The following is a 13425-nucleotide window of genomic DNA, read 5'->3' on the forward strand; positions in this document are numbered from 1 at the left end:
ATCTAGTACAGCCCCAAATACTTTATTTACCAACGTGGGAAGGCGTCTACGAGGAAGGAAACTATTCATCAGCTCGTTTATCCGCAGCAATGTTGATCGAAATTCACCATCGTTTCGGATTACATATTAGTGCCAAATTTCATCCAGTAACGGGCTCACGCGATAAGATTTTAGCTAATGCTCCGCAATATGTGTCAGAAGAACTTCAAAGGGTAGGTGCAAGTTTTACGGTTGCAGATAAATTGGTACCTGTTAGTGAATTATTGCTAAATACTAATGTTTATATCTGCGATATTTCAGCAGTAGTTTCTGAGTGTATAGCCGCAAATGGTCCTATATTTGTTTATATTCCGGCAGATAAAGAGATTAAGACTGCGCAAAGTGACATGAGTTATGAAGACTATGCATATACATTCTCAAATATCGAAGAATTATGTAACAAATTAGAACAAGTATTAAATGGAAATGACTATCTAAAAGATCAGCGACAAAAAGCAATGGATTATTTACTAACAATTTCAAGCACTCGTAATAATGAGTTTGCTAAGAAATTACAAGAAATTGCTGAAACTAACTATCTGTTAGATAATGCAAGATTAGAAGTGATTCAATAATTATCACATAATCCATAAAACAAATAGGAACTATAATGCGAAATTTAGAAAGACGATACTTTATCAAAAGTTGTTTAATTTCTTTAGGAGCGTTATTTATTCCTAAAGAGTTACATGCATTATCACTTTCATATTATATGAAAGCGAATTATTTTAAAACCTTGCAAAGGATTGGAGAATACGCTACCAACGTTGTTCAATCCTTTGCTATAGATATAAAAGATAATTTATTATTTACACAGCATGTAGGCGGAAAAGAACATAATTGCTACTTATGCCAATATTCATTTTCAACGGATGATCCAATTAAAGCATCTAGCTATATGCATTTAAAAAACGTTTGTGGGCATCAAGGCATTTCTATTCAAAAAATCGACTCAAACATATTGTTATGGTCATCTGCTGGAAAACTGATTCATAATTTTGGTTTACACGGTATACGATTTAATTATATTGCAGATAGTGAGCTAACTAATTATGAAGTTTTTAAATTTTTTGATGAAGAAAATTTCAAATCAAAAGGTTCGACAATGCCAATTATAAGTTCAGATGGAAAATATCTAATTGCTCGTGGATATAGAAAAAAAGATAATATATCAATCATTCGAATCTTTGATATTAAAATTACAGAAAAGCAGAAAGATCTATCTAATAATTACCTTTACCAATGGGAGGTTTCACCTATATCCCAAAATAAAGAATATCCAATGCAAGGCATAGCATCAAATGGGAATAATGTGATTATACAGTTAGGTTCTAGCTCTACAACTCGAGATAAAGCATTATTAATTTATTCATTAGATGGCATATTACTTAATTATACTAATGGGTATCGTATTGGAAAAAATGAAGCTCTAACGACAGGAGATAGCTCTCTTTGGGAACCAGAAGGTATTTATTTCTCACAAGACCAAAATAGTGTTCATAAATTGTTTCATTGTATTGCATCTGGTAATAAAGGTAACCGAATAGTCCGAATATATCAATCATAACGCATATTTAGAATGTTCTAGTATCAGAAAAATTGTAGTTTCCAACCAACCGCCCTTGGTTGAAACCTCGAGCGGATAAACTTAGTGTGGTGGACTATCCGCCGTTTTCTATCGTGTATGATGAGATGGGTATTTATTACGAACCCGCTCTCCTTAGCCTTCGCAGCTTGAACAAGTGACATTGGCGCAAGAATCTGCAAAGCCTCAAGAGGATCAATAGGTGTTGGATTTTATCTTAAAAGCACGGCTTTCCAAATATAATCAAGAGGTCAATTTTACTAGCAGTTTTGAGAAAGATAAACATTAACTAACACTAAACAACATATATGCTGTTATACTTGTCGTTTTATCCATAACATTTGAGATTATTTAACACCATACTATGACTAAACTAGAACTAAAATCATTTTTAGATAACCTTATTTCTACTTGGGAAAATGAAATTATTGAATTTAAACAGGCAGGAAATGATTTTAAGACAGATGATATTGGTAAATACTTTTCTGCTTTGTCTAATGAAGCAAGATTAGAAGAGAACAATACTGCTTGGTTAGTTTTTGGTGTAAATAATAAAAAAAGAAACGTGGTTGGTACAGATTATCGAAACAGTGGTAATGAAAATTTGACGCTAGATAAATTAAAACTTCAGATTCAGCAAAATACTGATCCTACTATTACTTTTCGCCATATTTATGAACTTGACTATGAGGGGAAAAGAGTCATTTTATTTGAAATTCCTGCCGCTCCTTTAGGTATGCCTGTCGCTTGGAAAGGTCATTTTTATGGTAGAGCGGGAGAAAGCCTCTCTGCTCTAAGCATAGATAAATTAGATCGGCTCCGTAATATCGAAGATTGGTCTGCAAAAGTAATTCCTGAAGCCTCATTAAATGATTTAGATGAATCAGCCATAAAAGTCGCAAAAGAAGCGTTTATTAAAAAATTCTCTAACCGTTTCTCTGCTGAAGAAGTCAATGCTTGGGATTTAAACACTTTCTTAGATAAAGCAAAGTTAACCCAAAATGGGAAAATTACGAGAACAACGTTGTTATTACTTGGAAAAAGTGAATCTGCATTTTTTCTCTCACCTCACCCTGCACAATTAACGTGGAAATTAAATACACGAGATGAAAATGCTTATGAACATTTTTCAGTTCCTTTTTTATTAAACTCTACGGAGTTATATCGAAAAATTCGTAATTTTCAGATTCGTTTATTACCACAAAATTCATTAATAGCGAAAGAAATTTCAAAATACGATCAGAAAATTGTATTAGAGGCATTGCATAATTGTATTGCTCATCAAGATTATTTGCTAAATAGTCGCATTCTTGTAACAGAAAAAACAGATAGATTGCTATTTGAAAATGCGGGAAGTTTTGCTGAAGGCTCGCCAACAGATTATATTGATGGCACAAAAACGCCTAAAAAATATCGTAATGCATTCCTTGCTCAAGCAATGGTGCAATTAAATATGATTGATACGATGGGTTATGGTATTTATGAAATGCATCAAAAACAAGCTAAACGTTATTTACCTCTACCTGATTATGACGTAAGCCAGCACAATACTGTTCAGCTGACATTATATGGTGATGTGGTAAATGAAGCTTATACAACACGTTTGATTATGAATACAGATATTCTGTTTAGTGATATTTGTGCTTTAGATCGAGTTCAAAAGAAACTGCCAATTGACAATAATGTTGCCAAACAACTGAGAAAACAAGGATTTATCGAAGGTAGAAAACCAAACTATATTGTTTCTGCGGTAGTGCAAAAATCTTACCCAATAACAGATAAGGTAAAATATATTCATACCAAAGTCCAAGATTCTGATTTTTATAAAAAACTTATCGTTGATTATTTAACGCAGTTTGAGCAGGCTGACCGTACGACAATTAATGAATTACTGTCCTCAAAATTGAGTGATGATCTTGATGTAATTCAAAAAGATAAGAAGATTGCTAACCTACTGACAAAACTGCGTAGGGAAAAAGTAATTGAAAATGTAGGTACAAGAACTAAACCAATATGGAAGTTAGTAAAAGTATAAATTGCAGAAAGAAAATGCATTTTTGCAGAATAAATCTTAGAAAACTTCTATATTTATCAAAATGTTAGCAAATTACTTTGCAGAAAGAAAATGTGTTTTTGCAGAAAGAAATAGAAAAATTGCAGAAAGAAAAAGTTAACAATCTCCAGCCAACCGCTCTCATCTTCTCACGTGGAATCCAGAAAATTCCGCATTTAGCCTCATTTTTTCCAAATGAAAGGCTTGCTTTTTACCGTCCTTGGTTGAAATTTCGGGCGAATAAAGTGCTAGGTTGGGGGCGTCGTCCTTCCACGAAAAAAGCTCGGGCTTATGCTGCGCAGCATAACTTGCTGTTTGTGGCATTAGAAGACGGTTTTCTCCGTTCCATCGGGCTTGGGGTGGAAGGTTATCCGCCACTTTCATTGGTTTATGATAATGTGGGGATTTATTACGATACCCGCTCCCCTTCTCAGCTTGAGCTGTTGCTGTTGGCACAAGATGTCAAGCCACCGCAAGAGGCAAAACAAGCACGGGATTTGATCTTGCAAGCTCGTTTGTCAAAGTATAATCAAGCGCTCGATTTTTCAGGTAGTTTTACAAAACCTGCCGTCTTGGTGGTAGATCAAACCTTTGGTGATATGGCGGTGAAGTGCGGTCAAGCTGATGATTCACATTTTCAAGCAATGTTACAAGCCGCAATTGCAGAAAATCCGCATTCAATTATTGTCGTAAAAACGCACCCTGATGTGCTTTCCGGTAAGAAAAAGGGCTATCTCACCTTACAAGAAAATTTGCCAGATAATGTGCAAATTTTAGCAGAAGATGTGAATCCGCTTTCTCTCATTGCACAGGTCGAAAAAGTCTATTGTGTGACCTCGCAAATGGGCTTTGAGGCATTGCTGGCAGGAAAAAAGGTAGTCACGTTTGGTGTGCCGTGGTTTGCAGGCTGGGGCGTAACCGAAGATCGTCACCCTCAGGCGAAAGCCCTCGCTCAAAGTAAACGCCGAAAAGTGCGGTCAGTTTTACAGTTGTTTTATGTTGCGTATTTTCAATATAGTCGATATATCAATCCAAATACGGGACAAGCCGGCACAATTTTTGATGTGATCGATTATCTTACACGAATGAAGGAATTGAATAATCGTTTGCGTGGTCATCTTTATTGTGTAGGAATATCCCTATGGAAACGTGCGGTGATTCGCCCATTTTTCAACTTGCCCAGTTGCAAGCTCCATTTTGTTTCTAACATAGCAAAACTTAATGGTAAAAAATGGGAAAAATCTGACCGCTTGTTAGTGTGGGGAACAGGCAACGCGACAGCTTTGGACTATGCTAACCAACACGACATTGCGGTGTTGCGGATGGAAGATGGTTTTATTCGCTCAGTGGGTTTAGGCTCTAATTTGGTCGCACCGCTTTCCCTCGTCTGTGATGATTTGGGTATTTATTTCAATGCTCAAAGCCCTTCTCGCCTTGAGCAAATTTTGCAAACTCAAGCCTTTAGCGAAGGCGATTTAGCCCAAGCCGCTCAGTTGCAGCAGGTACTGATCGCTCAACATATCGGCAAATATAATGTGGGGTGTCGTCAGTTCATTTTACCTCAAACCAATAAAACCAAAATTTTGGTGGTGGGACAGGTGGAAGACGATGCTTCTATTCAAAATGGTTCACCTGAAATTTTCACCAATTTGGGCTTATTAAAAGCGGTACGTGTGGCGAATCCGCAAGCGTATATTGTGTATAAGCCACACCCCGATGTGGTGAGTGGCAACCGTGTAGGGCATATCCCCCCCGAACAAGCTGTCAAATTTGCCGATCAAATTGCCAATAGTGAAAATGTGCTAGATTGCATTCAAGCAGTGGACGAAGTGCATACCATGACATCGCTTGCCGGATTCGAGGCATTATTACGAGGCAAAAAAGTATATTGCTACGGTTTACCATTTTACGCTGGCTGGGGACTCACGATGGATAAATTGCCTATTACCCGCCGTATGAGAAAACTCACGTTATTGGAACTGATTGCAGGCACGTTGATTCATTATCCGCAATATGTCAATCCCCACACCGGGACATTTACGAATGCTTTATCAGCGGTCTATTTGCTCAAACAACAGCGTAAATCGCTCAAACATAGTGGCATTTATCGTAATAGGCTGGCTAAACAATGGGATAAGTTGAAACATTTGATGACAGCATTAAAAAAATGAATTTGTACTAAAAATATAGAAATATAATTAATTTCCCACAAAAACTTATATTTATAATCAGTTATTTTGCAAATAAAATTATTTTTGTGCAAAATAAGGTGTTTTTTAATTGTTCTATGCAAAATATTCTCCTTTAAATAAAGAAAGGGGAATGTTGAGAAAAATTAGTTAATTCAATCTAAACGCCATTTAATCCGGTATTATGTAGAAAATGCACAAAAGCCGTCATTTCAGAAAGACTGCGTGTGTCTGTTTATAACATATTGAAATAATTTGATTTTTACAACGGACACACGCCGTGTTTCCCTGCCAATAAGGCAAAAATAAAGTTTGTGTAACTGCGATATAATACCGATTTAATCACTAATAAAATCGTAACAATTTATAATCTCTAAAGGTTTATCATAATGTTTCCACATAATTTAGATGAGTTAGTGCAAAAATCTCAAAAAATATTGTTGCTACAAGGACCTCTCGGTGCTTTTTTTACCGACTTATCTCTTTGGCTGCAATCACTGGGAAAAACAACTTATAAAATTAATTTCAATGGTGGAGATTCATATTTTTATCCCCTCTCTATTAAAAATACGATTGCTTATACCCATTGTGTGAGTAAGTTTTATCCTACATTGCTGCTTTTCTGTGAGAAAAATGCAATTGATTCCATTATTTGCTTTGGTGATAACCGAAAATACCACAAAATTGCGAAAAAAGTCGCCAATGCGCTCGGTTTGGATTTTTGGGTGTTTGAAGAAGGATATTTCCGCCCAGATTACATCACGTTTGAAAAAATAGGGGTCAATGCCTTTTCAACATTACCAAGGAAAGCCGCCTTTTTCCTTGAACAAGCAAAGAACTTACCCGAACCACCAAAACCATTAAAACTCGCAAAAGGTTTTCTACCAATGGCAAAGCGGGCAATTATTTATTATGTTCAGTCATACCGCAAGCACGCTGATTTTCCGAAATATCAACATCACCGTATTTTAAATCTCACGTATTATATTAAATTATGGGGGAAATCTTTGATTAAGCGCACTTGTTACTCTTTGCGTGATTGCACCTTTGCAAAACGAGTTAGTACAGGAAAGCTAGGAGAATTTTTCGTGGTGCCATTACAGGTCTATGATGACAGCCAAGTGAAAGTTCATTGTGATTATGGTAGCGTAGAAGAATTTCTAAAAAGCGTGATTCGTTCCTTTGCTGAAAATGCGCCCACACATCTGAATTTAATCATAAAACATCATCCAATGGATAGAGGGATCATTGATTATCGCCACACAATTCAAACCTTAGAACAACATTATCCCCACCTGAAAGGAAGAATTTATTATATTCACGATGTACCATTGCCGGTATTGCTACGTTATGGAAAAGGAATGGTAACAATCAATAGTACAAGCGGCATTTCAGCCTTACATCACAATATGCCCGTTATCACACTTGGACGGGCAAATTATGATTTTGAGGGATTGACACATCAAGGTAACCTAACTGATTTTTGGACTAATCCAATTCCTCCCGATCCAAGGGTTTTTAATGCTTATCGAAAATACCATTTATACAAGACAATGATAAATGGTAGTTTTTATAATCAAGTCATTCTAAAATTTCCATATAATCAATAGAACAAAAGTGCGGTCAATAAAAACAATGATTTTATTGACCGCACTTTTTGACTGAATAAAATTAGTCTTGTTGTGCTTTTACTGCGGCATACGCCACCATATTAATGATACGGCGAACGGAAGCGCTCGGGTTTAAGATATGGGCGGATTTATTCATTCCCATCAAAATAGGTCCTACGGTCACCGCTGTGGTCGTGCCCCGCAATAAACTATAACTAATGCGTGCGGCACTTAAATTCGGGAACACGAGTAAGTTTGCCGAACCTTTTAATGGGCTATCCGGCATCACTTCTGTGCGTTGTGCGGCACAAAGTGCAATATCCCCTCGCATTTCACCATCAATCATTAACTGCGGATTATGTTCTTGCACCATTTTCAAGGCCTCACGCACTTTGGGGGCGCCAAGGGTGTTTGATGAACCAAAATTAGAGTGGGAAAGTAAAGCCACAGCCGGTTCAATACCAAAACGATGCACTTCATCTGCCGCCATTAAGGTAATTTCTGCTAATTCTTCGGCACTTGGGTCATCATTAACATGGGTATCCGTTAAGAAAACATTACCACTTGGCAATACAAGGCTATTTAATGCTGCGGCAGTTTTCACGCCATTTTTTAAGCCAATAATATCTTTAATGGAATCTAAATGTTTACCATAAGAACCAAATAAACCACAGACTAATCCGTCCGCATAGCCTAAATTAACCAAAATAGCGGCAAGCACGGTGGTATTTGAGCGCACAACACGTTTAGCAATTGCCGGCGTAATGCCTTTTCGTTTTGTGAGCTGGTAATAATATTTCCAACATTCTTCATAACGTGGATTATTTTCATTATCCACCACTTCAACGTTTACCCCCACTTCCAAGCGTAACCCCAGTTTTTTGATTTTTTCCTCAATCACTGCTTTACGACCAATTAAAATTGGCGAGGCAAGCTCCATAGAAACCACTTCTTGTACGGCGTGCAGGGCTTTAGTTTCTTCACCTTCAGCAAGAATAATGCGTTGTTTTGCCGATTTGGCTTGGCTAAAAATTGGACGCATAAATAAACTCGTCTTGTAAACGAATTGTGTCAATTTTTCACTATATTCATTCCAATCTGAAATAGGGCGTGTCGCCACCCCGGAATCCATTGCCGCTTTTGCCACAGCAGGGGCAATGCGGACAATCAAACGAGGGTCAAAAGGACGCGGAATCACATAATCTGCACCAAATGTTGCCCCTTCTCCACCGTAGGCTGAAGTCACCACTTCATTTTGTTCTTCTAGGGCTAAATCGGCAATGGCATAAACTGCCGCACGTTTCATTTCTTCATTAATGGTGGTCGCGCCCACATCTAACGCCCCACGGAAAATAAATGGGAAACAAAGCACGTTATTAACTTGGTTTGGATAGTCAGAGCGACCGGTACAAACGATAGCATCAGGACGTACCGCTTTGGCTTCCGGTGGCGTAATTTCCGGATTAGGGTTAGCAAGGGCAAGAATAATCGGGTGTGCCGCCATGGTTTTTACCATATCCTGTGTTAATGCGCCGGCTGCGGAACAGCCAAGGAAAATATCCGCATTCGGAATGGCATCGGCAAGACTACGCCAACCATTATCTTCAATAGCGTAATCTTCTTTCGTTTGATCCATACGATCACCACGATTTTTATAGACCACCCCTTTTGAATCACAAATAGTGATATTTTCACGCTTCATTCCAAGGGAAAGCAATAAATTCAAACAGGCAATTGAAGCGGCTCCTGCGCCGGAAGCCACAAGACGAACCTCTTCAATTTTTTTACCAATAATGCGAAGTGAATTAATAATCGCCGCCGCACTAATAATCGCCGTACCATGTTGATCGTCGTGGAAAACCGGAATATTCATCCGTTCACGCAGTTTTTGTTCAATATAGAAACATTCCGGTGCTTTAATATCTTCAAGATTGATCCCGCCAAAAGTGGGTTCAAGAGAGGCAATAATATCCACTAATTTGTCCGGATCATGTTCATTCACCTCAATATCAAAGACATTGATACCGGCAAATTTTTTGAATAATACGCCCTTGCCTTCCATCACCGGTTTACCGGCAAGTGCACCGATATTGCCCAATCCAAGGACTGCTGTACCATTTGAAATCACCGCAACCAAATTACCCCGTGCGGTATATTTATAAGATGCCAAGGGATCTTTTTCAATTTCTAAACAGGGTTCCGCCACGCCGGGAGAATAAGCCAAGGCTAAATCACGTTGGGTTGCCAATGATTTGGTTGGGGTGACTTCAATTTTGCCGGGAATAGGAAACTCGTGGAAATCCAATGCTGCTTGGCGTAGTTGTTCGCTCATATAAATACTCCATTGTCGTGATACGGAACTTGGTTCGCAGAACCAAATTGAAAAAATCGCTTGATTATACTCCCTTTTTTTGCCCAAATTTGTGATGAACCGCAAATTTTTACAAATTTGTTACAAAATTACCGGTTGAATTCATAGGTTAAAGAGAGTAGCATACCGCCAATCAGGAGAGGCGCTATTGCTATCAAAAATCAAAACGGCAGTGAATCAACTGCAAAGAAAATTCATTAATCACCAGCTCAGATCTCGTTTAAAAAATCACGGTATGACGGTTATCTCCGCCAACTGTGTAGGCGCATTTATTTTGCACGATCTTGGTGAACCTTTTAATTCACCTTTCGTGAATCTTTATTTAAGCCCTAAAAACTTTATTCGTTATTTGCAACATATTGATTTTTATCAGCAACAATCCCTTGAATTTACCGCTTCTGAAAAAAGCTATCCGGTGGGTAAACTGGCAGATATTGAAATTCATTTTATGCATTATCACAATGCCCAAGAAGCCAAAGAAAAGTGGCTGACCCGCTCTGCTCGAATTAATCCGGATAATTTATTTATTATGATGACTGATAAAGATGGAGCAATAGGTATTGCCTATGACGATCTGGTGGCATTTGATCAACTTCCTTTTAAAAATAAAGTCGTTTTTACCCACAAACCTTATCCTGAACTACGCTCTGCGTTTTACATCAAAGGATTTGAACTGCAAAACCAAGTGGGCGATTTATTTGCTTTTTCCGATTGGAATGGAAGGAAATATTACGATCAATTTGATTATGTAACTTGGTTTAATCAAACCTAGTTTGCCATTCTCCCCCAATCCCATAGGGTGTTTTTATTTTTCTTTTCCTACCGACAGATTCAAATCTGTAAAACACTCCTAATAATTTAAAAAGAGAAATTCTTATGCGATTAGATAAATTCATTGCCGAAAATACCGGTTTAACCCGCTCTCAAGCCACCAAAGCCATTCGCCAAAGTGCGGTCAAAATTAACGGTGAAATTGAAAAAAACAGCGCCCGCAAAATCTCACAGGACGATGAAATTTACTTTGAAGATACCTTGCTCACTTGGCTGGACAACGGACAATATTTTATGTTGAACAAACCTCAGGGCTATATTTGTTCCAATGAAGATGGCGACTATCCGACCATTTATCAATTTTTTGATTATCCTCTGGCGGGGAAATTACACAGTGCCGGACGTTTAGATGTGGATACCACCGGGCTGGTTTTACTCACTGATGACGGACAATGGTCACACCGCATCACCTCTCCAAAACATCATTGTGAAAAAAACTATTTGGTCACCTTGGCTGATCCGGTTGAAGCGCATTATGCCCAAACCTTTGAAGAAGGGATTTTGTTACGGGGAGAAAAAACACCCACCAAACCCGCAAAACTTGAAATTTTAGATGATTACAATGTGAACCTCACCATTTCGGAAGGGCGCTATCACCAAGTAAAACGAATGTTTGCCGCCCTTGGCAATAAAGTGGAGGCATTACACCGTTGGAAAATCGGCGCTGTGATCTTAGACGAAAACCTAGAAGAAGGGGAATATCGCGCTCTCACCCCCGAAGAAATTGCCAGTTTGGGAAGCTAATATGAGCAAAACCATTAAACCGACTTTTATCTTTATTGTCACCCTCGGCATATTATCCATGTTGCCACCTTTTGGTGTGGATATGTACCTGCCTGCTTTTTTAGAAATTGCCAAAGATCTGAAAATTAGCCCGGAACAAGTTCAACATACCCTCACTGCCTTTGCCTATGGCATGGCGTTCGGACAATTATTTTGGGGGCCTTTCGGCGATAGCTTTGGGCGAAAACCCATCATTTTACTGGGTGTGATTATCGGTGCTATCACTGCTTTGGTGCTAACAGAAATCAATGCGATTGGAAATTTCACCGCACTTCGTTTTGTGCAAGGTTTCTTTGGTGCCGCACCGGTGGTGCTTTCAGGCGCATTATTACGGGATTTATTTAGCAAAAATGAGCTTTCAAAAGTGATGTCTACCATCACCTTGGTATTTATGATTGCCCCTTTAATTGCGCCCATTATCGGCGGTTATATTGTCAAATATTTTCATTGGCATGCGATTTTTTATGTGATTGCCCTAATGGGTGCATTATCTGCCCTACTGGTATTTTTTATCATTCCCGAAACCCACAAACAAGAAAATCGCATTCCCCTGCGTTTGAATATTATTGCTCGAAACTTTATCAGCCTATGGAAGCAGAAAGAAGTGCTGGGCTATATGTTCACCGCATCGTTTGGATTTGGTGGATTATTTGCCTTTGTCACGGCAGGCTCTATTGTGTATATCGGGATTTATGGCATTCCCGTGGATCAATTCGGCTATTTCTTTATGCTGAATATCGCCATTATGACTTTTGCCTCTTTCCTTAACGGACGGTTTGTCACCAAACTTGGTGCGGAAACCATGCTCCGTATGGGGTTAAGTATTCAATTTTTATCGGGAATGTGGCTTATTTTAACCGCACTTTTTGATTTCGGTTTTTGGGCAATGGCAATCGGTGTGGCTTTCTTCGTTGGGCAAAATCCACTGATTTCCTCTAATGCGATGGCCTCTATTTTAGAAAAATTCCCCACCATGTCCGGCACCGCCAATTCCTTGGTAGGAAGTGTGCGTTTTGCCACCGGTGCAGTAATGGGGAGTTTGGTCGCCACCATGAAAATGGACACCGCCGTCCCAATGCTATTGATAATGGGCGCTTGTGTCATCATTGCCGCACTGGCTTATTATTTTCTGACTTATCGGAATTTGAAAGGATAAAAAATGTTTAATTTAATTAAAAAGTTCGCTTATATAGCGATGTTAAGTATCGCTTTAACTACTCAAGCTTCAGAGGAAAATACAATGATCAAAAATATCGTTCTCGTTCACTGTGCATTTGTTGATGGTTCGAGTTATCGCTCAATTATTGAATCTTTGCAGATAAAAGGCTATCAAGTTACATCTGTGCAACCCCCCTTGACCTCTTGAGAAGATGATGTGTTGGCTGTGGAACAAGTTTTAAACCGTCAAAAGGGCGATGTAGTCTTAGTCGGACATTCATGGGCTGGTATGGTGATTAGTCAGGTAGGACAACACGAAAAAGTCAAAAATTAGTCTATTTATCCGCAATTGTGCCAAATACTCAGGAAAATGCAGCGATGGCATTGGAACGTCATCAAGCTCTAAATGAAGGTTTACAACCTGATGAACAAGGTATGATCTGGCTGCCAAATATTGAGACTTATCAAGCAGTAATGGCGAATGATTTACCATTGAAAGAAGTTGCCTTATTATTTGCTACTCAAACCCCAATTAGTGCGAAAGCCTTCAGTCAAAAAATTAACGAACCTGCGTGGAAAACCAAACCAAGCTATTATTTATTGACTGAACAAGATAATGCGCTACCGTTTAAGGTTCAACAATCTTTTGCTAATATGATTAAAGCACAAACAAAAAGCGTTGCAGCCAGTCATTTATCATTGATCTCACAACCACAGGCAACGGTTGAATTGATTGAGCAGGCGGCAAAAGCGGGAAAATAATAGAGAATCCCCCATGATTGATTTACCTCTCAAAAGTTGGACTA

Annotated in this window: 12 protein-coding genes; 11 read left to right on the forward strand and 1 reads right to left on the reverse strand. The window is 38.6% G+C overall.

What is annotated here, in order from left to right:
- From BKK50_RS06265 to BKK50_RS06285, 5 genes are all read left to right on the forward strand, one after another.
- Nucleotides 1-614 (forward strand): CDP-glycerol glycerophosphotransferase family protein (locus BKK50_RS06265; protein WP_208606197.1); only part of this gene is annotated, 614 nt, incomplete at its 5' end.
- A gap of 35 nt (nucleotides 615-649) precedes the next feature.
- Nucleotides 650-1606, forward strand: a complete 957-nt coding sequence (locus BKK50_RS06270; RefSeq protein WP_077416393.1) for a phage baseplate protein — start codon at nucleotides 650-652, stop codon at nucleotides 1604-1606.
- Nucleotides 1607-1988: 382 nt separating this feature from the next.
- The gene (locus tag BKK50_RS06275; RefSeq protein WP_077416395.1) at nucleotides 1989-3659 is read left to right on the forward strand and encodes an RNA-binding domain-containing protein; all 1671 of its coding nucleotides are present in this window, start codon (nucleotides 1989-1991) and stop codon (nucleotides 3657-3659) included.
- Nucleotides 3660-3778: 119 nt separating this feature from the next.
- Nucleotides 3779-5848, forward strand: a complete 2070-nt coding sequence (locus tag BKK50_RS06280) for a capsular polysaccharide biosynthesis protein (RefSeq protein ID WP_077416434.1) — start codon at nucleotides 3779-3781, stop codon at nucleotides 5846-5848.
- Between the two features lie 407 nt (nucleotides 5849-6255).
- Complete coding sequence (locus tag BKK50_RS06285) at nucleotides 6256-7476, forward strand: capsule biosynthesis protein (RefSeq protein ID WP_077416397.1); 1221 nt, start codon at nucleotides 6256-6258, stop codon at nucleotides 7474-7476.
- A gap of 61 nt (nucleotides 7477-7537) precedes the next feature.
- Here the strand turns inward: BKK50_RS06285 and BKK50_RS06290 are convergent, their stop codons facing one another.
- Nucleotides 7538-9808 (reverse strand): NADP-dependent malic enzyme, encoded by a 2271-nt coding sequence (locus BKK50_RS06290; RefSeq protein ID WP_077416399.1) that lies wholly within the window; start codon nucleotides 9806-9808, stop codon nucleotides 7538-7540.
- Between the two features lie 187 nt (nucleotides 9809-9995).
- On the opposite strand from BKK50_RS06290, the gene BKK50_RS06295 reads away from it, so the two are divergent.
- The 6 genes from BKK50_RS06295 to BKK50_RS12685 all read left to right on the forward strand — a co-directional run bounded on the left by BKK50_RS06295 (nucleotide 9996) and on the right by BKK50_RS12685 (nucleotide 13381).
- Nucleotides 9996-10619 carry a DUF1919 domain-containing protein gene (locus BKK50_RS06295; protein WP_143529768.1) on the forward strand — a complete coding sequence of 208 codons (624 nt, stop codon included), beginning with the start codon at nucleotides 9996-9998 and terminating at the stop codon, nucleotides 10617-10619.
- A gap of 104 nt (nucleotides 10620-10723) precedes the next feature.
- Nucleotides 10724-11422 (forward strand): 16S rRNA pseudouridine(516) synthase RsuA, encoded by a 699-nt coding sequence (gene rsuA, locus BKK50_RS06300; RefSeq protein WP_077416401.1) that lies wholly within the window; start codon nucleotides 10724-10726, stop codon nucleotides 11420-11422.
- Between the two features lies 1 nt (nucleotide 11423).
- Nucleotides 11424-12617: a Bcr/CflA family multidrug efflux MFS transporter gene (locus BKK50_RS06305; protein WP_077416402.1), complete on the forward strand. Its 1194-nt coding sequence runs from the start codon at nucleotides 11424-11426 to the stop codon at nucleotides 12615-12617.
- A 3-nt stretch (nucleotides 12618-12620) separates the two neighbouring features.
- Entirely contained in the window at nucleotides 12621-12827 is a 207-nt protein-coding gene (locus BKK50_RS12675; protein ID WP_208606198.1) for a hypothetical protein, read from the forward strand.
- A gap of 18 nt (nucleotides 12828-12845) precedes the next feature.
- Nucleotides 12846-12953, forward strand: coding sequence for an alpha/beta hydrolase (locus BKK50_RS12680; protein WP_208606199.1), 108 nt, complete (start codon nucleotides 12846-12848; stop codon nucleotides 12951-12953).
- A gap of 17 nt (nucleotides 12954-12970) precedes the next feature.
- Nucleotides 12971-13381 carry an alpha/beta hydrolase gene (locus BKK50_RS12685; protein ID WP_208606200.1) on the forward strand — a complete coding sequence of 137 codons (411 nt, stop codon included), beginning with the start codon at nucleotides 12971-12973 and terminating at the stop codon, nucleotides 13379-13381.
- Nucleotides 13382-13425: the final 44 nt, after the last annotated feature.

It is taken from the genome of Rodentibacter rarus, from assembly GCF_001998965.1.
Classification (GTDB): Bacteria; Pseudomonadota; Gammaproteobacteria; order Enterobacterales; family Pasteurellaceae; genus Rodentibacter; species Rodentibacter rarus.

Excerpts from the sequence above, each read along its gene's own strand:
- BKK50_RS06270 (WP_077416393.1), top strand. The coding sequence starts at position 650 with ATGCGAAATTTAGAAAGACGATACTTTATCAAAAGTTGTTTAATTTCT.
- BKK50_RS06275 (WP_077416395.1), top strand. The coding sequence starts at position 1,989 with ATGACTAAACTAGAACTAAAATCATTTTTAGATAACCTTATTTCTACT.
- BKK50_RS06285 (WP_077416397.1), top strand. The coding sequence starts at position 6,256 with ATGTTTCCACATAATTTAGATGAGTTAGTGCAAAAATCTCAAAAAATA.
- BKK50_RS06290 (WP_077416399.1), bottom strand. The coding sequence starts at position 9,808 with ATGAGCGAACAACTACGCCAAGCAGCATTGGATTTCCACGAGTTTCCT.
- rsuA (WP_077416401.1), top strand. The coding sequence starts at position 10,724 with ATGCGATTAGATAAATTCATTGCCGAAAATACCGGTTTAACCCGCTCT.
- BKK50_RS06305 (WP_077416402.1), top strand. The coding sequence starts at position 11,424 with ATGAGCAAAACCATTAAACCGACTTTTATCTTTATTGTCACCCTCGGC.
- BKK50_RS12675 (WP_208606198.1), top strand. The coding sequence starts at position 12,621 with ATGTTTAATTTAATTAAAAAGTTCGCTTATATAGCGATGTTAAGTATC.